19 protein-coding genes are annotated in these 20,558 nt (G+C 73.8%); 8 read left to right on the top strand and 11 right to left on the bottom strand.

Going from position 1 to position 20,558, the window contains the following annotated elements; genetic code table 11:
• Positions 1 to 124: 124 nt before the first annotated feature.
• Positions 125 to 2,197: an ATP-dependent DNA helicase UvrD2 gene (locus BLS43_RS14260; protein ID WP_093084026.1), complete on the bottom strand. Its 2,073-nt coding sequence runs from the start codon at positions 2,195 to 2,197 to the stop codon at positions 125 to 127.
• 136 nt (positions 2,198 to 2,333) lie between these two features.
• On the opposite strand from BLS43_RS14260, the gene BLS43_RS14255 reads away from it, so the two are divergent.
• Entirely contained in the window at positions 2,334 to 2,573 is a 240-nt protein-coding gene (locus BLS43_RS14255; RefSeq protein ID WP_093084023.1) for a mycoredoxin, read from the top strand.
• 99 nt (positions 2,574 to 2,672) lie between these two features.
• The gene (locus BLS43_RS14250; RefSeq protein ID WP_093084020.1) at positions 2,673 to 3,587 is read left to right on the top strand and encodes an IS982 family transposase; all 915 of its coding nucleotides are present in this window, start codon (positions 2,673 to 2,675) and stop codon (positions 3,585 to 3,587) included.
• Positions 3,588 to 3,772: 185 nt separating this feature from the next.
• Here the strand turns inward: BLS43_RS14250 and nudC are convergent, their stop codons facing one another.
• The 10 genes from nudC to BLS43_RS14200 all read right to left on the bottom strand — a co-directional run bounded on the left by nudC (position 3,773) and on the right by BLS43_RS14200 (position 14,381).
• Entirely contained in the window at positions 3,773 to 4,762 is a 990-nt protein-coding gene (gene nudC, locus BLS43_RS14245; RefSeq protein WP_093084017.1) for an NAD(+) diphosphatase, read from the bottom strand.
• A complete protein-coding gene (locus tag BLS43_RS14240) occupies positions 4,759 to 6,138 on the bottom strand; it encodes a M16 family metallopeptidase (RefSeq protein WP_093084014.1) in 1,380 nt (459 codons plus the stop codon). The genes nudC and BLS43_RS14240 overlap by 4 nt, the downstream gene beginning before the upstream one ends.
• On the bottom strand, positions 6,135 to 7,472 hold the full coding sequence (locus tag BLS43_RS14235) for a M16 family metallopeptidase (protein ID WP_093084012.1): 1,338 nt from the start codon (positions 7,470 to 7,472) through the stop codon (positions 6,135 to 6,137). The genes BLS43_RS14240 and BLS43_RS14235 overlap by 4 nt, the downstream gene beginning before the upstream one ends.
• Positions 7,473 to 7,528: 56 nt before the next feature.
• Complete coding sequence (locus BLS43_RS14230) at positions 7,529 to 7,918, bottom strand: hypothetical protein (protein ID WP_143030047.1); 390 nt, start codon at positions 7,916 to 7,918, stop codon at positions 7,529 to 7,531.
• 285 nt (positions 7,919 to 8,203) lie between these two features.
• Entirely contained in the window at positions 8,204 to 9,457 is a 1,254-nt protein-coding gene (locus BLS43_RS14225; RefSeq protein ID WP_093084006.1) for an aldehyde dehydrogenase family protein, read from the bottom strand.
• Between the two features lie 135 nt (positions 9,458 to 9,592).
• Entirely contained in the window at positions 9,593 to 10,483 is an 891-nt protein-coding gene (locus BLS43_RS14220) for a class F sortase (protein ID WP_176921329.1), read from the bottom strand.
• A 2-nt stretch (positions 10,484 to 10,485) separates the two neighbouring features.
• Positions 10,486 to 11,220 (bottom strand): DUF4142 domain-containing protein, encoded by a 735-nt coding sequence (locus BLS43_RS14215; RefSeq protein WP_176921328.1) that lies wholly within the window; start codon positions 11,218 to 11,220, stop codon positions 10,486 to 10,488.
• A 117-nt stretch (positions 11,221 to 11,337) separates the two neighbouring features.
• The gene (locus tag BLS43_RS14210; protein WP_093083998.1) at positions 11,338 to 12,186 is read right to left on the bottom strand and encodes an exodeoxyribonuclease III; all 849 of its coding nucleotides are present in this window, start codon (positions 12,184 to 12,186) and stop codon (positions 11,338 to 11,340) included.
• An 11-nt stretch (positions 12,187 to 12,197) separates the two neighbouring features.
• A complete protein-coding gene (locus BLS43_RS14205; RefSeq protein ID WP_093083995.1) occupies positions 12,198 to 13,253 on the bottom strand; it encodes a potassium channel family protein in 1,056 nt (351 codons plus the stop codon).
• Between the two features lie 75 nt (positions 13,254 to 13,328).
• The gene (locus BLS43_RS14200; protein ID WP_218129819.1) at positions 13,329 to 14,381 is read right to left on the bottom strand and encodes an NAD(P)H-binding protein; all 1,053 of its coding nucleotides are present in this window, start codon (positions 14,379 to 14,381) and stop codon (positions 13,329 to 13,331) included.
• 68 nt (positions 14,382 to 14,449) lie between these two features.
• On the opposite strand from BLS43_RS14200, the gene BLS43_RS14195 reads away from it, so the two are divergent.
• From BLS43_RS14195 to BLS43_RS14170, 6 genes are all read left to right on the top strand, one after another.
• On the top strand, positions 14,450 to 15,529 hold the full coding sequence (locus tag BLS43_RS14195) for a sensor histidine kinase (protein WP_093083992.1): 1,080 nt from the start codon (positions 14,450 to 14,452) through the stop codon (positions 15,527 to 15,529).
• The gene (locus BLS43_RS14190) at positions 15,526 to 16,290 is read left to right on the top strand and encodes a LytR/AlgR family response regulator transcription factor (protein ID WP_093083989.1); all 765 of its coding nucleotides are present in this window, start codon (positions 15,526 to 15,528) and stop codon (positions 16,288 to 16,290) included. Before BLS43_RS14195 ends, BLS43_RS14190 begins: the two co-directional genes overlap by 4 nt.
• A 175-nt stretch (positions 16,291 to 16,465) precedes the next feature.
• Complete coding sequence (locus tag BLS43_RS14185; protein ID WP_245707493.1) at positions 16,466 to 16,774, top strand: hypothetical protein; 309 nt, start codon at positions 16,466 to 16,468, stop codon at positions 16,772 to 16,774.
• On the top strand, positions 16,771 to 18,471 hold the full coding sequence (locus BLS43_RS14180) for a sodium/solute symporter (RefSeq protein ID WP_245707492.1): 1,701 nt from the start codon (positions 16,771 to 16,773) through the stop codon (positions 18,469 to 18,471). The genes BLS43_RS14185 and BLS43_RS14180 overlap by 4 nt, the downstream gene beginning before the upstream one ends.
• Positions 18,472 to 18,553: 82 nt before the next feature.
• Entirely contained in the window at positions 18,554 to 18,907 is a 354-nt protein-coding gene (locus BLS43_RS14175) for a DUF485 domain-containing protein (protein ID WP_245707491.1), read from the top strand.
• Positions 18,904 to 20,553 carry a solute symporter family protein gene (locus BLS43_RS14170; RefSeq protein WP_093083982.1) on the top strand — a complete coding sequence of 550 codons (1,650 nt, stop codon included), beginning with the start codon at positions 18,904 to 18,906 and terminating at the stop codon, positions 20,551 to 20,553. The genes BLS43_RS14175 and BLS43_RS14170 overlap by 4 nt, the downstream gene beginning before the upstream one ends.
• The last annotated feature ends 5 nt before the right edge of the window (positions 20,554 to 20,558 follow it).

The raw sequence follows: 20,558 nt of genomic DNA, 5'->3' as shown, positions 1-20,558 counted from the left end.
ACCTCCTCTCGTGGCGGCCGTGCAGAAGGACGGGCCGTTGCTCCGTCCGTGGTCAGCACACTAATGCGCGGCCTCGGAGCCGCACAACCGAATTAATCCGTTGATTGGAGAAGCACTTCGTGGGTCAGCCGGGCTCGGTGATCAACGCCAGGACCTCGGGCCCGTAGCGGTCCAGCTTGCGCGACCCGATCCCGGGGATGGCGACGAGTGCGGCGGGGTCCGCGGGGCGCTGCTCCGCGATGGCGGCGAGGGTGGCGTCGGTGAAGACCACATAGGACGGCACCCCCTGCCGTTTCGCCACGTCGGCCCGCCATTCGCGCAGCCGATCCAACAGCTCGGTATCCAGATCGGACGGACACGCGCCGCACCGCTGCAGCTTCAGCGCCTCGGTCCCGATCAGCGGCTCGCCACAGATCCGGCACCGGGGCTTCGGGCCGCCCGTGCGCCGCCGATCCCCCTGCGCCACGCGCGAGGCGGCGTGGTCCTCCGGGATCAGTCCGTGGAGGAACCGGCTGCGCCTGCGCTGCCGACCGCGCCCGGCGGCGCGGGTCAGCGCCCACGAGATCCGCAGGACCCGGCGCGCCCGGGTCACACCGACGTAGAGCAGCCTGCGCTCCTCCTCGATCGCCGCCTCGTCACCCTCGGCGTGCTGGATCGGCAGGGTGCCGTCCGCCAGGCCGACGAGGAACACGACATCCCACTCCAGGCCCTTCGCGGCGTGCAGCGACGCGAGCGTGACGCCCTGGACGGTCGGCGGGTGCGCCGAGTCGGCCCGCGCCTCGAGCTCGGCGGCGAAGCGCCGCAGGTCCGCCTCGGGCTCGACCGCGGCCAGCTCCTCCGCCAGCCCGACCAGGGCGAGCAGCGACTCCCACTGCGCGCGCATCGCCGCGCCCGCGGGCGGTTCGTCGCTCAGCCCGACCGGCGCCAGCACCCGCCGGACGGCGGTGACCAGGTCCGTGCCCTCCGGCGCGGGCGGCGCGGTGCGGATCGCGATCATCGCGCGGCGCACCTCGGCACGGACGAAGAACCGCTCGCCCCCGCGGACCTGGTACGGCACGCCCGCCTCGGTGAGCGCCTGCTCGTAGACCTCGGACTGCGCGTTGATCCGGAACAGCACCGCGACCTCGGCGGCGGGGGTGCCGTCCGCGATCATGCGCCGGATCTTGGCGGCGACGGCGGCCGCCTCGTCAGGCTCGTCGGGGTGCTCGGTGAAGTCCGGGTCCGGACCCGGCGGCAGCTGCCCGACGAGCCGCGGCCTGCTCCCCGCCACCCGGCCGCGCGCCGCGCCGATCACCGTGTTCGCCGCGGCGACGATCTGCGGCGTGGAGCGGTAGTCCCTGGTCAGCCGGACCACGGTGGCCTCGGGGAACCGGCGTGCGAAGTCCAGCAGGTAGCGCGGGGAGGCGCCGGCGAAGGTGTAGATGGTCTGGTTCGCGTCGCCGACCACGGTCAGGTCGTCCCGCCCGCCGACCCACGCGTCGAGCACCCGCTGCTGCAGCGGTGTGACGTCCTGGTACTCGTCGACCACGAAGCAGCGGTAGCGGTCCCGGAACTCCTCCGCGACGCTCGCGTGCTCCTCCAACGCGGCCGCGACGTGCAAGAGCAGATCGTCGAAGTCCAGCAGCTCGGCCTGGTTCTTCAGCGCCTCGTACCCCGCGTAGACCTGGGCGACCTGCTCGGCCGGGCCGGGAACGTCTCGCCGCAGGCGCGCGACCTCCGCCGCGTACCCCTGCGGCGTGACGAGGCTGGACTTGGCCCACTCGATCTCGGTCGCCAGGTCCCGCAGCGCGTCCGAGTCGGTGCCCGCCTTGGCGCGGGCCGCCGCCTGCCCGATGAGCCGCAGCTTGCCCTCCAGCAGCGGCCACGGCCGCTCCCCCACGACCTGCGGCCAGAAGTACTTCAGCTGGCGCAGCGCCGCGGCGTGGAACGTGCGGGCCTGGACGCCCGGCGCGTCGAGCGCCCGCAGCCGGGTGCGCAGCTCGCCCGCCGCCCGCGCCGTGAAGGTGACGGCGAGGACCTGGCCCGGCGCGACGTGTCCGTGCCGGACGAGGTGCGCGATCCGGTGGGTGATCGTGCGGGTCTTCCCGGTGCCCGCCCCGGCCAGCACGCAGACCGGCCCGCGCGGCGCGGTGACGGCGGCGCGCTGCTCGTCGTCGAGGTGGTCCTCGGCCGAGGCCGCGCTTGCGGAGCGGACCATCGGCCCAGCGAGGGGGTCGGCGGGAAGGGTCACGCGGGCCATCCTGACAAACACCACCGACGGTTTCGGGCGCGGGCCGGGGGGTGACCCAGCACACAGCGGGAACGGCGGCCGTCGCGGCGCTGTTGCACCGGTCATGGCCGATCTGACGATGTACACCACCACGTGGTGCGGCTTCTGCCGCCGCCTCAAGCTCCAGCTCGACGAGGCGGGCATCGCCTACCGCGAGATCGACATCGAGCGGGACCCGGACGCGGCGCGGTTCGTCGAGGGCGTGAACGGCGGCAACCAGACCGTGCCGACCGTCGTCTACCCCGACGAGACCACGGCGACCAACCCGAGCTTCGCCGACGTCAAGCGCAAGCTCGCCGCCTAGATGAGCAATTCCAAGGGTTTCGTGCGGCGCGGCGTGCGTCGGTGATGAGTGGAGGGTGCCCAAGATCAGCGCGCTGACCCAGAAGAGCAGGAGGCTCTCGTGGACGCTGACTTGGACACCCTCGCCACGGCACTGTACGTGCGCACCGACGACCTACTGAAAGCCTCGCCCGATCGGGCTCCATGGCGGCCCACGATCGGCATCGCACCGAAGATCACAGATGCCGAGCTGGTCACCTTGGCGGTGATGGCGGCGCTGCTGCGATTCACCAGCGAGGCCCGCTGGCTGCGCCACGCCCGCGCCCATCTCGGTCATCTGTTCCGCTACCTGCCCCAGCAGCCCGGCTACAACAAGCGCCTCCGCGCGCTCGCCCCGACCCTCGAGTGGCTGATCACCGCCCTGGCCGCCGACACCAGCCTCTGGTCCGACGACGTGTGGGTGGTCGACTCCACCCCGGTCGAGTGCGCCCGCTCCCGCGAGACGGTCAAGCGCTCCGACCTCGCCGGCTACGCCGAGTACGTCTACTGCGCCTCGCACTCACGGTTCTTCTGGGGGTTGCGCCTACACCTGATCACGACCCTGCACGGACTCCCGATCGGGTTCGCCCTCACCGGGGCGAAGGCCGACGAACGCCAGGTCCTGCTCTCCGTGCTCGCCGCCGACCCGTCCCTGCTCGTCGGTCGCCGCGACCAGATCATCATCGCGGACAAGAACTACTACGGCCGCGAGTTCGAGGCCACCGTGGACACAGCCGGGCTACACCTGCTCCGCCCAGCCCGCCGAGGCGAGCAACCCCGACCAGGCGCCCGGTTCCTCCGGCCGCTCCGCCAGACCATCGAGTCGATCTTCGACACTCTCAAAGGACAGCTCGACCTCGAAACACATGGCGGACATACCATCACCGGGGTAGCCGTCCGGGTCTACCAGCGGCTCCTCGCCCTGACCGCCGTCATATGGCACAACGACCGGACCGGCCACCCCATCAAACGGTCCCTCCTGGCCTACGACCACTGACCTTGGAATCACTCATCTAGGGGGTGTCTGATGGATCTCCGCCGAGTCCGCGGGGTTCCAGTGGCCCGCAAGGCCAAGGAGGGTCCGATCCCGGGGTTGGATCGGACCCGACGAGAACGCCGCGGGGCGCCGCCTGGGGCCCCACGGGCCGGCTGGAGATCCATCAGACACCCCCTAAAGCCCGCTCAGTCCAGCGCGGCCCAGGAGTCGAGCATCGAGCGGGCGATGGACACCCGGCCCGGGAGCAGCACGCTCCCCGGCTCGGGCGTGGCGGCCCAGTCGCCCTGGGTCATCGCCCGGCGCAGTTCGGCGCGGGTGATCCAGCGGGCCTCCTCGATCTCGCCGTCCGCGGGGACCAGCGGTGCCTCCGGGTCGGCGCGCGCGTGGAAGCCGACCATCAGCGAGCGCGGGAACGGCCAGGCCTGGCTGCCCAGGTAGGTGATGTCGGTGACCTCGACACCCACCTCCTCGCCGATCTCGCGGGCCACGCACGCCTCCAGGGACTCGCCCGCCTCGACGAAGCCGGCGAGCACGGAGTAGCGCCCCGGCGGCCAGACCGGCTGCCGGGCGAGCAGGACGCGGTCCGCCCCGTCGTGCACCAGGCAGATCACGGCCGGGTCGGTGCGCGGGTACTCCTCGTGGCCCTCGGCCTCGCACCTGCGGGCCCAGCCCGCGTTGTGCGGATGGGTCGGGGAGCCGTCCCGCGCGCAGAACCGCGCGGTGTCGTGCCAGTTGAGCGCCGCGACCGCGCCGGTGAGCAGGCCCGCTCCCAGCGCGTCGAGCTCGCCGCCGACCGCACGCAGGTCCGACCACTCCGACGGATCGTCTCCCGCCACCAGGTCCGGGCGCCCGCGCACGGCCCAGTAGGCGACGCCCTCGGCCTCGCCGAGCAGCACGGCGTCCTCCGGGGGCGCGGGCGCGATGTCCGTGGCCGGCTTGGTGCGCAGGGTGACCCCGGATCCCGACGCGGCGTCCCACCCCGCGGCGTCCCCCTCCGCGAAGTGCGCGCCCGGCGCCGTGTCCCAGGAGACCGGGGTGCGCCCCTTCTCGTCCACCACGACGACGCGGGCCGTGGCCCAGCCCGCCTTCTGCCGGTCCGCGTCCAGCCGGAGCGGTTCGTCACGCGCGACCGTGCCCCGGGACAGGACCGGCGGCTGGATCAGCCGGAAGCTCACTCCACACCTCCGAGCGCCCGCAGCCGCGGGCCGATCGTCTCGGCGTCACCCACGATGACACCGGTGAACCGCTCGGGGGCGAAGTACTGCAGAGCCGCGTCCGCGACCTGCTCGGGGGTGACCGCCTCCAGCCGGACCGGCCGCTCCCGCAGCCAGTCGATCCCCAGGCCCGCCGCGTCCAGGGCCGACAGGGTCGCCGCGAGCCCGCCCTGGCTGTCCAGCGAGATCAGCAGCGACCCGACGGCGTAGCGCCGGGCGGCGTCGATCTCCTCGGCCGTCGGCGGCACGGCCACCATCCGGCCCAGCTCGTACCGCGTCTCCAGGAGCGCGGCCGCCGTGACGTCACTCGCCACGTCCGTCTCCACGCCGAGCACCGCACCGCCGGGCACGAACTCCGCCCCCGAGTGGGCGCCGTAGGTGTAGCCCTTGTCCTCGCGGACGTTCTCCATCCAGCGCGACGAGAAGTAGCCGCCGAAGACCAGGTTGGCCAGCTGGAAGGCGGCGTACCCCGGGTCGTCCCGGCGCCGCGCCGGTCCGGTGAGCCGCAGCTGGGACTGCACCGAACCGGGCCGGTGCACCAGCTCGAGCGGGCCGGCGACGGGCAGCGGCGGCAGGCTCAGCTCGCGCGCCGTCTCCTCGGACCGCCAGTGGCCCAACGCCTTCTCCACCTCGGCGAGCGCACTCTGCGGCTCGATGTCGCCCACCAGCACGAGCGTGGAGCCGCGCGGCACCACGCCCGCGGTGTGCACCGCGCGCACCTGCTCGGGCGTGACGGCCGCGACCGCCTCGCCCGTCGGCGTCTCCAGCGCGATCGGGTGGTCGCCGAACCGTTTGCGCTGCAGGGCCTCCCGCGCCACCGTGCGCGGCTGGGCGCGCGCCAGCGAGATCCGCTCGACGAGCCGGGCGCGCTCGCGCACCAGTTCCTGCTCGGGATAGGTCGCCGAGGTGAGGACCTCACCGAGGACCCCGAGCACGGTCGGCAGCCCGGCGGCGAGGCCGGAGCCCTGAACCACGAGCCGCTCGGGGTCGACGAACACGCCGAGGTCCGCCCCCACCGTGGCCAGCTCGTCGTCGATGCCGACCCGGTCCCGCTCCGCGGTGCCGGTCAGCAGGGTGGAGGACAACAGCTCGGCCCGGGCCGAGAACGCCTGGTCCGCCGTGGGACCCGCGGCCGCGAACGGGATCCGCAGCCGCACCTCGACCATCGGGACGCCGGGCCGGTGGACGGCCAGGACCCGCAGCCCGTTCGACAGGGTGGTGGTGTGGACCTCCGGGAGCGGCACCTCGCGCATCGCGCCCAGGTCCGGCAGCGGCCGGGGGCCCTGCGGGGTGCGGCCGATCTGCTCGGCGCTGCGGTGGGTGGTGGGCGCGCTCATTCCGCGGTCTCCTCGGCAGTCGGATCGGCGGTCGGATCGGCGGTCGGATCGGCGGTCGGTTCCACGAGCAGGACGGCGCGCCCCTGGGACCGCAGCGCGGCCGCCGCGGCCCGCACCCCGTCCGGGGTGATCGCCGCGATCCGGGCGGGCAGCTCGGTGGCGATCTCCGCGCGGCCGTAGAGCAGCTCGCGGGCGCCGAGCCCGAGCATCCGGTACATCACCCGGTCGTCCTCGTGGTGCAGGGCCGCGGCCCAGCGGGCGGACTGGCGGGCCAGCTCCTCGACCGACGGGCCTGCGGCCGCCAGCTTGTCCAGCTCCTCGTCGACCGCGCCGAGCACCCGGTCCGGGTCGACGTCCGCCGGATGGACCGCGGTGATCGTGAAGGTGTCCGGGTCCCGCGCGTCGAGCGGGCCGCCCATCAGCCCGTTGCTCGCGCTGACGTCCGTGACCAGCCCGTCGGTGTGGACGAGCCTGCGCTGCAACCGGGCCGCCTCCCCGTCCGACAGCACGGAGGCGAGCAGGGCGTGCGCCAGGTAGGCGTCCAGCTCGGTCGTCGGGTCCGGCACCCGGTAGCCGACGGCCAGGGCGGGCAGCGGGGCGTGCGCGTCCGCGACGGCCTGGCGGCGCTCGGCACCCGCGACCGGCTCGGCGAACGACGGCCGCGCCGGGGTGGGCCGCGCGGGGATGTCGCCGAAGTGCTTCTCGATCAGCGCCAGCGTGCCGTCCACCCCGTGCTCGCCCAGGTCTCCGTGCACCGTGACCAGCGCGTTCCCCGGGGCGTAGAAGGTGTCGAAGAACGACGCCGCATCGTCTAGCGTGGCCTGTTCGAGCTCGCTGAAGTCTCCGTACCCGTTGTGCGCGTTCGGGAAGGTGTCGTAGAGGACCGGGGGCAGCAGGATCCAGGGGAAGCCGCCGTAGGGGCGGTTCAGCACGTTGAGCCGGATCTCCTCCTTCACCACGTCCACCTGGTTGCGCAGGTTCTCCTCGGTGAGCATCGGCGCGCGCAGCCGGTCCGCCTCGAGGAACAGCGCCCGCTCCAGCGCGGCGCCGGGCAGCACCTCGAAGTAGTCCGTGTAGTCCTGGTGGGTGGAGCCGTTGAACACCCCGCCCGCACCCTGGACCTGCCGGAAGTGGGCCAGCTTCTCCAGGCTCTCGCTGCCCTGGAACATCAGGTGCTCGAACAGGTGGGCGAAGCCCGTACGCCCCTCCGGTTCCGAGCGGAACCCGACGTCGACGTGCACCGAGACCCCGACCACCGGCGTGGCCGGGTCGGGGACGACGAGGACCCGCAGCCCGTTGCCGAGCACTGTCCGGTGGATCTGGAGTTCCGACACGACCCGACCCTATCCCCGGGTCCCGACCGTCCGCCGGGTGATCGGCGCCGGAGGGGTCAGTTGTCCACAGGTCCCAGGAACTTCTCGACGCGCCGCCGCCCGCTGGCGGGCCACAGCGTCACCACGAAGACCGTGCGCCGTCGGAGGTGCGCTGCCGCGGTCGCCGACCCGAACATCAGTGCCGCCCCGACCAAGAGGAGCCACGCCCCACTGCCGATCACCATCGTCTCCACCAACCCGGCGAACTCGGAGAACTGCACCGCGATCAGCGCCGACCAGACACCGAGCGCAGCGACGCAGACGCCCGTCGTCCCGAGCCGGAAGAGCGTGTCCGCCGCCCAGGAACCCTCACGTCGCACCGCACGCCATTGCGCTCCGCCCACCGCGGTGGCTGCGCTGACGAGGACCAGCATCCCGAGGTACGGATCCGACAACGGCTCGGTCACAGGCCAGTTGACCCTCGCCGTCCAGCCGGTCAGCTCGAACCTACGAGGGATGTCGCCGTCGCTCCAGAGTCGGGTCAGCAACGGTAGGAAGGTCCCGATGGAGGCCATGCACGCGCCCGGTGCTCCCACCACGAGTTGGACGTAGGCGGCGACCGCGGTCGCGTACCGCCGTCGCCCCCGCGCTTCGGGGCCCGGGGGCGGAACGGAGGGGGCACCACCGGGCGTCGTGATCATGAGCGAACTCTGCCGGCTGCCCGGAAGCAACGGACGATTCGCCCGAACGGCTCAGGCGGGCGGAAGGATGACGAACTGGCGCAGGGCGAGGTCGGGGTAGGTGACCGGGCCGCGGGGGCCCGGGGTGTGGTCGACGTTGATGCCCGTCTCGGGGAGACCGAGGAGCTTGTAGCCGTCGAGCAGCCGAGTGGGGGCGTTCCAGAACACACCCGTGCCGGTGTAGGCGTCGATGAAGGTGCGGGCGACCGTCTCATCGGTGGCGGCGACGCAGGCGGCGAGGCCGGAGGTCTCGCGGGCGGCGGTCAACGCGGCTTCGACCGCACCGTTCACGGGCGCGACCGTCACGTGCGCCTCGTTGCCCGAGTCGAGGGCCCACTCGTGGCCCAGTGCGTGCTCGTGCGGCGGCAGCGACAGGGTGATCCCCCTGTCCCGCAACACCTTCTCCGCGACCGGCAGCAGCCGGTCGTACACCGGGCGGTCGATCAGCAGCAGGTTCAGCCGGTTGCACACCCCGAGCCGGTCGGTGGAGTCGTGCACGAGGCGCTCGACCAGGGCGTCGTCGGCGCTGGAGTCGAGGTAGAGGACCCCGCCGCCGTCGGCGTGGGCGAGCACGCGGGTGCCCGCCGCGGCGCCGAGCATCGACAGCTTGCGGGTCACCTCGCCGCTGCCGCGCACCACGACCAGCGGCACGAGATCGGGCAGGCCGACGAGCGCCTCGGCGCCCGCGTGCCCGGGCAGCGGGACGAGCTGCACGGCGTCGGTGGGGATGGCGTGGGCCGCGAGAGCGGGCGCGATCACGAGCTCGACCAGGGCGGTCGCGCTGCCGAGCGCCGCGGAACCGGTCCGCAGCACGGCCGCGCTGCGGGCCTTGAGGACCTGGGAGGCCACGTCGATCGTGACGTTCGGCCGGGCCTCGAACACCGCGCCGATCACGCCGACCGGGATGCTGCGCTCGAACACGCGCTCCCCCGACGGCAGGTCGCGGACGAACCGCTCGGTGGGGGGCTCGGGGGTGTCGGCGAGCACCTCGAGCTGGGTCGCCATGTCCGCCAGGCGCTCCGGGGTGATCCGGAGCCGGTCGAGCAGCCCGCCCGCCATGCCGTTCGCGGTGGCGGACTCGACGTCCGCGGTGTTGGCCGCCAACAGCTCCGGCGCCTTCTCGCGCAGCAGGCCCCCGGCGGTGCGCAGGGCCGTGTCGACGGCCGGGCCGCCGGCCGCGCGCACTCCCGGCGCGGCCGCGGCGGCGCGCTGGGCAGCGGCACGGACGGCGACGAACTCGGCGGAGCTTTCAGGGGCCTGACTCACCGCGCCAGGGTACGTCACCAGCGTCGATCACCCGTGGCCGTGCTCGGTCGACGGGAGGGCACGTTTCGTGCACCCACTGCTGCGTGATCGTCGATAGCGTGCGCTCAGAGCTGCGCGCGGAGCAGTGAGCGCACGCTATCGACGATCATGGACCGGCTCCGCGTAGACGACGATGTTGTCCTCGTAGCTGCGTGTCCGCGGGTCGAAGCGGCCGCCGCAGGTGATCAGCACGAGCCGCGGGGGGCCGGTGCGGGCGAAGGTGTCCGCGGGCAGGGCGGCCTTCCCGAACTCCCGCCGGGCGACCACGCGGTACTCGACCGGGCGGCCGTCGGCAGCCTGCAGGACCACCGGTTCCCCCACCGTGAGCTGCGGCAACACCGCCAGCACCCCGATGCCTGCGAGCCGCGAGTCCACGTGTCCCACGACGACCACGGTGCCGGTCCCCGACCCCGCGAGCGCGCCCGGCGCCCACCAGCCGACCGTCTGCGGCGGGTCCGGCACGAGCAACGCCCCGTCCGGCCCGGTACCAACCGGCACGACCGGCGCGGCGACCCCCCGCAGCTCCAGTCGGGCCGGGACCGTCCCGGGCAGCCGGAGATCGAGCGGCGCACCCGGCCGCAGGTCCCCCGTCTCGACGCGGGCGGGTGCGGCTGCGGTGGGCACGTCGCCGACCGGCGCCGCGTCGACGGCGGGCTCCCGCCCGAACCACAGCGCCGCGGCGGTCCCGAGCAGGACCGCCCCGGCGAGCAGCAACGCCGTCGACGCCCGCGGCCGCCGACGACGCGGGGCGGGGCCCCCGCCCGACGGCGTCGTCGCGGGGGCGTCGGGCCGCGTGCCCTCGAACGCCCGCAGGGCGGCGGGCAGGGCGACGGCGGGCAGCGCATACGCGGCCAGCGCGGACGCGGGGGGCGCATACGCCGGCAGTGCAGCACCCGGCAGCGCACACGCCTGCAGCGCAGCACCCGGCAGGGCGTCACTCGAGGACGCTCCGGACTCCGGCCGCGCCGCCGCGGGCAGGTCGGGCACGGTCAGGAGCGGTCGGCGCGGGTGCGGGTCCGGGCGGCGGCGACACCACCGGCGCCGAGCAGGACCAGACCGGAGCCGGCGAGGATCACCGGGAGGACGTCGTCGGACCCGGCGGCCTGGCCGCCGGTGCCTGCGTCGACCGCACCGGGCGTGGTGGCACCTGCCGCGGACGTCGCCGCGTTCACCCGGCCCGCGAGGGCGTCGAGCTTGCGCAGGGCCTCCTGGGCGGCGGCCTTGGCCTCCGGGGTGGCGTTCGGGTCGGCCAGGACGGCCTGGGCGGCATCGCGCGCCTGCTGCATCAGCGCCTGCGCGGCCTGCAGCCAGGCGGTGTCGAACGGCTGCCCGGAGCGGGCCTGCAGGTCTGCGACGAGGGCCTGCTGCTGGGCGTCGAGCTGGTCGCCGAGGGTCACCCCGGCCGCCGTCGCAGCCTGCTTGACCTGGTCGAGCAGCGCCTGCCCCTGGGTGGTCAGCTCCGGCGCGAGGCCGGTCACCTGCTCGCCGACGCCCTTCTCGGTCCCGAGCCCGCCCAGCGCGACCAGGGCGAGAGCCCCCTGGTTCGCCTGACCGAAGGCCTCGCGGGTGGCGTCGGTGGCCTGCCCACCCGCGTCGGGCGCGGGGGCGGCGGTGTCGGTGGGGATGGCGGGAGCCTGGTCGCTCGGCGACGAGCAGGCGACGGCGCCGGTCAGGGCCAGTACGGACAGCAGAGTGCCTGTAGTCAGGCGAGCACGGAACGTCACAGCGTCCGAGTATCGCGGCGCAACGGATCCCCGCAACCGGACGGAGTCCTATCGTGTACTCCGTTCAGCCGAGGTGATTGACACCCGTTCGGCGGGGGAACACAGGGCGTCCGCCCGTCACCGCCCGGGGATCCGCGCGGGCGTCGAGGGCGGCGGGACGACCGGGCCGATGTCGCCGTCCGGCGCCGCGTCGAGGTCGACCACGACCGGGGCGTGGTCGCTCGGCCCGGATCCCTTGCGCGCCTTGCGGTCGATCCACGCCGCCTGCACCCGCCCGGCGGGGTCGCTGCCGCAGAGCACCAGGTCGATCCGCATCCCGAGGTCCTTGTGGAAGCGGCCCGCGCGGTAGTCCCAGTAGGAGAAGACCCGCTCGGTCGGCCACCGGTCCCGCACGACGTCCGCGAGCCCGGTCGCCTCCAGCGCCGCCAGGGCCTCTCGCTCCGGCGGCGTGACGTGCGTGGAACCGACGAACACCGCCGGGTCCCAGACGTCCGCGTCGGTCGGCGCGATGTTCATGTCGCCCGCCACGACCGTGGTGGCCGGGTCGCCCGCGGACACCAGGTGTCGCAGCGACTCCAGCCAGCGGAGCTTGTAGCCGTAGTGCGGGTCGTCGGGGGTGCGGCCGTTCGGCACGTAGACCGAGGTGACGCGCAGCCCGCCGCAGGTCGCGGTGATCGCGCGGGCGTCGAGGGAGCCGTCGAACTCGGGCTCCTCGGGCAGCCCGCGCACGACGTCCACCAGCCCGACGCGGGACAGCAGCGCGACCCCGTTCCAGCGACCCTGCCCGTGGTGGGCGACCTCGTAGCCGCGCTCGCGGATCGGGCCGTCGAGCTCCTTCGCCCAGTCGTCGTCGGACAGCTTGGTCTCCTGCAGGCACACGACGTCCGGCGCCCGCTCGTCCAGCCACGGCAGGAGCCGGGGGAGGCGGGACTTGGCGGAGTTGACGTTCCAGGTCGCGACACGCACGACCGCGAAGACTAATCCTCGTCCGGAGGCGTGGCCTTGCGGACGTAGAGGAGCCGGTCGCCGCGCTCGAGGGCGTCGACCTTCGAGGCGTCCACCCGGTACAGCTGCTCGCCCCGCACCACGCCCAGCACGATGTCCGCGAGGTGCCGGGGCGACCCGCCCACCTCGCTCGCCTCCACCTCGCGCTCGCTGATCGCGAAGCCCGCGTCCGGGGTGAGCAGGTCCTCGACCACCTCGACGACGCTCGGGGTGCGGGTCGCGACGCCGAGCAACCGCCCCGCCGTCTCCGCGGAGACGATCACGGAGTCGGCGCCGGACTGGCGGAGGAGGTGGACGTTCTCCGACTCCCGCACCGCCACCACGATGCGCGTCTTGGGCGACAGCTCCTTCGCCGTCAAAGTGACGAGAACGGCGGTGTCGTCCCGGTTCGTGGCCACGATGACCGCCGAGGCCTGGTGCACCCCGGCGATCCGCAGCACGGAGGACCGGGTGGCGTTGCCGGTCACGGTCACGAGGCCGAGGGCGGAGGCCGCGTCGAGCTGGGCGCGGTCGGTGTCCACCACCACGATCCGCTCGGGCTCGGTCCCGTCCCCGAGCAGGGTCTCGACGGCGGCACGACCCTTCGTGCCGTAGCCGATGACGACCGTGTGGTCGCGCACGCGTGACCTCCAGCGCTGGATGCGGAACGACTGCCGGGAACGTTCGGTGAGCAGCTCGACGGTCGTGCCGACGAGGACGATCAGGAATAGCAGCCGCAGCGGCGTGATCACCACGGTGGTGAGCAGCCGCGCGAGCGGGGTGTAGGGCACGATGTCGCCGTAGCCGGTCGTGGAGAGCGACACCGTGGCGTAGTAGAGGGCGTCGTTGAACGAGATCGGGCCCTCGCCGTTGTTGTCGACGTAGCCGTCCCGCCCGATCCAGACGATCAGCGCCGCGGCGAGCAGCGCGCCGAACGCGACGGCCACCCGCTTGAGGAGCGCGACCAGCGGGCGCTCCGGGTTGTCGGGCATGCGGAGGGCGCCGATCACCTGCGGATCGACGGGCGGGCGGCGGGTCCGATCACGCATCGCGGCGCAGAATAGCGGTGATCGTCCCCGCCCGGGAGCGCGCGGTCGCGGACGCCGGACCGCGGGCGCTCCGGGTCACTCGATCGTGATGCCCGCGTCCGCGCAGGCCGAGTCGACGAGGGCGTCGACACCGAAGGCGGACACCGGGTCCAGCGCGCCCACGCCCTCGATCTCCGACGCGTGCGCGGCGCCCCAGGCCAGCAGCGCGGCGGTCAGCGAGTAGGGGTCGCCGAACCGCAGCCGGGTCCGGGCGAGCAGGGTGCCGCCCGCGTCGAACACCTCGGCGACCGTCTCGGACCGGGCGGCCGCCGCGGCGGCCGGATCGGGTTCGCGCGGGATCCGGGTCGTGAGGCGGCGCAGACCGCGCAGGGCGATCCCGGGCGGCGGCGGGAGCCGGTGGACCGCCGTGCTCGCCCGCCCGAACCAGCCCAGGTGGACGTCGACGGTGCGCAGCCCCGGCGCCAGGCGGGGCAGCGCGAAGTGCTCCAGGGCACCGATCGAGAAGGCCGGGCGCGGCACGCCGTCGACGAGGTAGGTGCGCAGCCTGCGTCCGCCCGGCTCGGTGACCAGTGCGCCGTCGGCCACGGCGAAGGCGGGGCTGCTCGCGACGGTGACCGCCGACTCGGCCGTGCCGCGGGAGAACCACCGCCCGCCGCCGGTCAGGAAGTAGCCGACGTCGACCCGCGCCGCCCGCTCCCCCGCCTCGCGCAGGGCCAGGGCACCGGCGAGCACGCCGGGCACGAAGTCGTAGCCGAAGGCGGGGATCAGCCGGGCCCCGGAGCGCTGCGCGGCCGGCCCCTGCAGCTCGAAGACCTCGCGCAGGAACGGGCCCTCCCCGGTCGAGTCCAGGTAGGTCGCACCCGCCGCGACCACGGCGGCCAGGGCGGCGCCGCCGAGTTCGGCGAACGGCCCGACGGTGCTGACCAGGACGTCGCTCGGCCCGACGAGGGCGGCGACGGACGCCATGTCGGTGACGTCCGCCCTGGCGGTCTCGCAGCCCAGCCGCGCGCCCAGTGCCTCGGGGTTCCGCCCGGCGAGCACCGGTCGCAGGCCCCGCGCGAGCATCGCCTCGGCGGTGCGCCCGCCGGTGAACCCCGTGGCGCCGAACAGCACGATCCGTCCCGTCACGGGCCCGACCGTACTGGGCCCGGCCGCTCAGAACACCGCTGCCGTCCGTGGGTGGCTACGCTGCTGCGGTGGTGACCGAGGACGCGCCCCGGCGACGGTTCTTCCGCCGCGCCGCGCCGGACGCCACCGCTGTGCTCGCCGTCGGCTCGGCCATCGCCGAGGACCTGCGCGGCGGCCTCAGCCCCCGCGCGCTCGACCTCGGCGCCGATCCCGTGGCCCGGGCCGTCCGGCGGCTGCGGTCGCTGCTCGGGGCGGACGCCGTCGGGCTGGCGGGCCTGCACGGCGCTCCCGCGTGGGCCGGGCGGGCCCCGGCGGCGGCCGAGGACCTCGTCGAACAGGTGCGTCGGGACGGGCACCGGGCCTCGGCAGGTGGCGTGACCGCCGTCCCGCTGCTGGTCCGGGGCGAGGTCGCGGGGGTCTTGGTCGTGGCGGGGGACGTCCCGCGCGGGGCGGTGCGGCGCACCGCGGACTGGGTCGCCGAGTCCCTCGAACGCGGGCGGCTCGAGGCCTCCGCGGAGGCGGCCGCGCGGGCCGAGCTGCGGGCCCTGCGCGCGGAGATCTCCCCGCACTTCGTCTACAACGCGCTCACCACCATCGGGTCCTTCGTGGACTCCGACCCCGAGCGGGCGCGCGACCTCATCCTGGACTTCGCCGAGTACATCCGACACTCGGTCGCCCGCCGCGGCGACTACACGACCCTCGCGGGCGAGTTCCGTGCCATCGAGGCCTACCTGACGCTGGCCAGGGCGGTGCTGGGCGACCGGCTGCGCGTCCAGGTCCGCATCGCACCCGAGGTGCTCCCGGTGGCGCTGCCCTTCCTCGCCCTGCAACCGTTGGTGGAGAACGCGGTGCAACACGGCGTCGAGCGGCGCGAGGAGGGCGGGTCGGTGCAGGTCAGCGGTGAGGCGCAGGGCTCGGAGTGCGTCATCGCGATCGAGGACGACGGCCCGGGCATGGACCCCGACCACGCGCGCGCCGTACTCGCGGGCGCCACCGCCGGTGACGGGCTGGCGCTGACCAACGTCGACCGTCGACTGCGCGCTGTCTACGGGCCGCAGTACGGCCTGGTGATCGAGACCGCCCTCGGCGAGGGGACCCGCGTGGTGGTGCGGGTGCCGCGCTTCCAGGCCGGGGTGGTGGCCTCGTGACGCTCCGGGTGCTCGCCGTGGACGACGTCGCCCCCGCGCTCGCCGAGCTGTCCCGCCTGCTGGCCGCCTCGTCGCACGTGAGTGAGGTCGTGCCCGCGGGGGATGCGTTGTCCGCCTTGAAGCTGATCAAGGATGCGCGGTTCGACGCCGTGTTCCTCGACATCTCCATGCCCGGCATGGACGGGCTGGAGCTGGCCGGTGTGCTCGCCCGCATGACCGATCCCCCGGAGCTGGTGTTCGTCACCGCGTTCGAGGAGCACGCGGTGTCCGCCTACGGCGTCGGGGCGGTGGACTATCTCCTCAAACCCGTTGCGCGCGAACGCCTCGACGCCGCGTTGGCCCGGATCGTGCGCGTCGCGCGGCCCGCAGCGACCCAGCCCCCGCCGCCCGCGGTCGACGAGCTCGCGGCCGTGTCGGTGGAGCTGGGCGGGCGCACCCGGTACGTGCGGCGCGCGGACGTGCGGTTCGCCGAGGCACAGGGCGACTACGTGCGGCTGCACACCCGGGGCGGATCGCACCTGGTCAGGATGCCGATCTCGCGGCTCGAGGAGCACTGGGCCGCGTTCGGGTACGTGCGCGTGCACCGCAGCTTCCTGCTCGCCGTGCCCGCGGTGCAGGAGCTGCGCAGCGACGCGAGCGGCGGGCTGCTGGCGCACACCGACGCGGGCGACGTCCCGGTGAGCCGCCGGCACGCCCGCGACCTGCGCGACCGCCTCCTGGAAGCCGCGCAACGCGGGGATTTCGCGGGTGGTGCGCGGTGAGGGGCCTCCGCTCGCTGGGGCTGACGCTTGGGACGCCCAAGCGTCGCTCTGTGGTGCTTGGGCGGCCCAAGCGTCAGTGGGGCCCGGTGCTTGGGCGGCCCAAGCGTCGCTGCATGGCGCTTGGGCGTCCCAAGCGTCAGTGGGGCCGGGGGCGGGCGTGAGTCGCGGAAAACGCGTGGCCGTCACCTCGCCCCAGACCCGGATGGCGTTGGCCACGCGGCGGGCCGGGCCCGTGACCTCGCTCGACGCCGAGGCGCTCGCCCGTGCCCGCCGGGTGCGCCGGGCGCAGCTGCGGGTCGCGGCGGGCACGCTGGTCGGGGCCGCATTGCTCCTGGTCGGGCTGCCCGCCCTGCTCGACCTGCTGCCCCGGGACTGGCGGCTCGGGGACATGCCCGTGGTGTGGCTGGCCGTCGCCGTCCTGCCCTACCCCGTGCTCGCGACGCTGGCCTGGGTGCAGCTGCGCCGCGCGGAGCGGGTCGAGTGATCGCGCTCGCCGTCGTCCCCGTCGTCCTGGCCACCCTGCTGATCGGCGCGCGCGGGGTGGCCGCGATGCGCTCGACGTCGGACTTCCTGGTCGCCTCCCGCCGGGTGTCGCCCACCCTGAACGCGGCGGCGGTGAGCGGCGAGTACCTGTCCGCCGCGTCCTTCCTGGGCATCGCGGGGCTCGTGGTGAAGAACGGCGTCGGGGCGCTCTGGTACCCGGTCGGGTTCACCGCGGGCTACCTGTTGATGCTCGTGCTGGTCGCCGCACCCATGCGCCGCACGGGCGCGCTGACGGTGCCGGACTTCGCCGAGGCCCGGCTCGGGTCGGTGCGGTTGCGGCGGTTCTCGGCGGTCGTCGTGCTGGTGATCGCAGGCCTCTACCTGGTCCCCCAGTTCACCGCGGCGGGCCAGGTCCTGACGCTGGTCAGCGGCGCCCCGTACTGGGTGGGCATCGTGGTCGCGGGCGCCGCGGTGAGCATCACGCTCGCCCTCGGCGGGATGCGCGCGGCGACCTACGTGCAGGCGTTCCAGTTCGTCCTCAAGCTGGTGCTGTTCATCGTCCCGGCGGTGTGGCTGCTGGTCGCGGTCGGCGCCGAGACCCGTGCCGAGGCCCTGCGCCCGGCGGAGTACTCGATCTTCCCCGAGCCCACGTCGGTGACGTTCCGGCTCGACACCCGGCTGCAGGTCACCGCGCCCGTGACCGTCGTCGCCCAGGGGGTCCCGACGACGTTGCCGCCCGGCGAGCACGTCGCGCCCGGGGAGGCCACCTGGGTGTTCCCGGCGGGGGCGGCGGTGCCGGAGATCGCGGGGGTGGCCCTGCCCGGCAGCGACACCTGGCAGCGCCCCCTGCTCGACGGCGGCAACGGCCACCCCCTGCTGGCCACCTGGTCGATCCTGGTCGCCACGGCCCTGGGCACGATGGGGCTGCCGCACGTGATCGTCCGGTTCCACACCAGCCCGGACGGGCGCGCCGCGCGCCGCACCGCCGCGATCACGGTGGGGCTGTTGGGTTCCTTCTACGTGTTCACGGTGGTGTACGGGCTGCTGGGGTCCGTGCTGCTGCCGGAGCTGTACCTGTCCGGGGCGACGGACACCGCGGTCGTCGCGCTGCCGTCCCGGGTGGACGGCGGAGTGGCGGGTGACCTGTTCACGGCGCTGCTCACCGCGGGCGCCTTCGCCGCGTTCCTCGCCACCTCGCTGGGGCTGTTGCTCGCGCTGGCGGGCGCGGTGGCCCACGACCTGCTGCCCGGTTCGCTGCGCAGGCTGCGGCTGACCGCGCTGCTCGCCGCGGGCGTCATCGTGCTGTGTGCGCTGCCCGCCGTGCGGATCGACGTCGGGGCGGTGGTGACCTCGGCGTTCGCGGTGGCGGCGTCGACCTTCTGCCCGATGCTGGTGCTCGGGATCTGGTGGCGGCGGCTCACCGCGCGCGGCGCGTTCGCGGGGATGGCGATCGGGCTGCTCTCGAGCGCGGGGGTGATGGCGCTCGGGTTGGTGTTGCGGCCCGAGCCCGGCCTCGCCGCGCTGCTGCTCGGCCAGCCCGCGTTGTTCTCCGTCCCGCTGGCCTTCCTGACCATGATCGCGGTCTCGCTGCGCGGCCGTCCGGCACCCGGTTCCGATGCCGCGATGCTCCGTCTGCACCTCGACGAGACGTCACCGTTCGTCTCGGATCCCGACCGTTCGTCGGCCGTTCGTCGGTGAGGGTTGCGGTGTGTCGTGGGTTACTTCCGCGCCGCGCGGGAAGCCCCTTTCCTGGGCGCATCCCACCGTGCGAGGAGGCACCGTGAGCACAGAGACTCCGTCCGGCAAGACGGAACCCGAGAGGGCTCAGCCCGATTGGGAAACGGTCCAGGCGAGCCCGGAGTTCCAGGCGCTGCGCAGTCGGCTGCGGCGCTTCGTGTTCCCGGTCGCCGCGGCGTTCCTCACCTGGTACCTGGCCTACGTCCTGCTGGCCAGCTACGCGCCCGCGTTCATGGCGATCCCCGTGGTCGGCGCCATCAACATCGGCCTGATCCTCGGCCTGCTGCAGTTCGTGTCCACCTTCGCGATCACCACCTGGTACGTGCGGTGGGCCGACAAGCGGTTCGACCCGCACGCCACGGCCATCCGTGAGGAGATCGAGGGAGGCACGCTGTGACTCTGGCGCAGGGGTCCTCCATCGAGGGCTCGAACCCCATCCTGAACATCGCGATCTTCAGCGTCTTCGTGGTCATCACGCTCGGCGTGGTGATCTACGTGAGCAGGCGCAAGGCCGCGGCCAGCGCCTCGGACTTCTACACCGCGGGCGGCGGCTTCTCCGGCGCCCAGAACGGCATCGCGATCTCCGGCGACTACCTGTCGGCGGCGTCGTTCCTCGGCATCGCGGGCGCCATCGCGCTCTACGGCTACGACGGCTTCCTCTACTCGATCGGCTTCCTCGTCGCCTGGCTGGTGGCGTTGCTGCTGGTCGCGGAGCTGATGCGCAACACCGGCAAGTTCACGATGGGCGACGTCCTCGCCTTCCGGATGAGGCAGCGCCCGGTCCGGGCCGCCGCCGCCACCTCGACGCTCGCGGTGTCCTTCTTCTACCTGCTCGCCCAGATGGCCGGTGCGGGTGGGCTCGTGGCCCTGCTGCTGGACATCCGCAGCACGACCGGGCAGAGCATCGTCATCGCCGTCGTCGGGGCGGTCATGATCGCGTACGTGCTGATCGGCGGCATGCGCGGCACGACGTGGGTGCAGATCATCAAAGCCGTCCTGCTCATCGCGGGCGCCGGGATCATGACCCTCTGGGTGCTCTCGCTGTACGGGTTCAACCTGTCGTCGCTGATGAACGACGCCGTGGCCCGCGCCGGTCAGGCAGGCACCAAGCTGCTCGCCCCGGGCGCCCAGTACGGCGCCAGCGGCACGACCCGCCTGGACTTCGTGTCCCTCGGCCTCGCGCTCGTGCTCGGTACCGCCGGTCTGCCGCACATCCTGATGCGCTTCTACACCGTGCCGACCGCCAAGGAGGCCCGCCGCTCGGTCGTCTGGGCGATCTGGCTGATCGGGCTGTTCTACCTGTTCACCCTGGTCCTGGGCTTCGGCGCGGGCGCACTCGTCGGGCCGGAGGCGATCCGCGCCGCGCCGGGTGCGGCCAACTCCGCCGCCCCACTGCTCGCCTACGAGCTCGGTGGCACCGTCCTGCTCGGCATCATCGCGGCGGTGGCGTTCGCGACCATCCTCGCCGTCGTCGCCGGGCTGACGATCACGGCGTCGGCCTCGTTCGCCCACGACATCTACGTGAACGTGATCAAGCACGGCCAGGTGCAGGACGAGTCGACCACCGAGGTCAAGGTCGCCCGCCGAACGGCCGTGGTGATCGGCATCGTCGCCATCCTCGGCGGGATCCTGGCCAACGGGCAGAACATCGCATTCCTCGTGGCGCTGGCCTTCGCCGTCGCCGCCAGCGCGAACCTGCCGACGATCCTCTACTCGCTGTTCTGGAAGCGGTTCAACACCCAGGGCGCGCTGTGGAGCATCTACGGCGGTCTGGCGATCACCCTGGTCCTGATCATCTTCTCGCCGGTCGTGTCCGGGAAGCCGGTCAACCCGACCACGGGCCGGAGCGCGTCGATGCTGCAGGGCGTGGACTTCCACTGGTTCCCGCTGGACAACCCGGGCCTCGTCTCGATCCCGCTGTCCTTCCTGCTCGGCTACCTGGGCACGGTGCTGTCGAAGGAGAAGTCCGACACGAAGCGCGCCGCCGAGATGGAGGTCCGCTCGCTCACCGGCGCAGGCGCGGAGAAGGCGGTCGCCCACTGAGACCC

The sequence above is a fragment of the Pseudonocardia oroxyli genome (assembly GCF_900102195.1).
GTDB classification, from domain to species: Bacteria; Actinomycetota; Actinomycetes; order Mycobacteriales; family Pseudonocardiaceae; genus Pseudonocardia; species Pseudonocardia oroxyli.
Note: the sequence above shows the minus strand (reverse complement) of the source record. Positions and strands in the feature narration are given on the sequence as shown.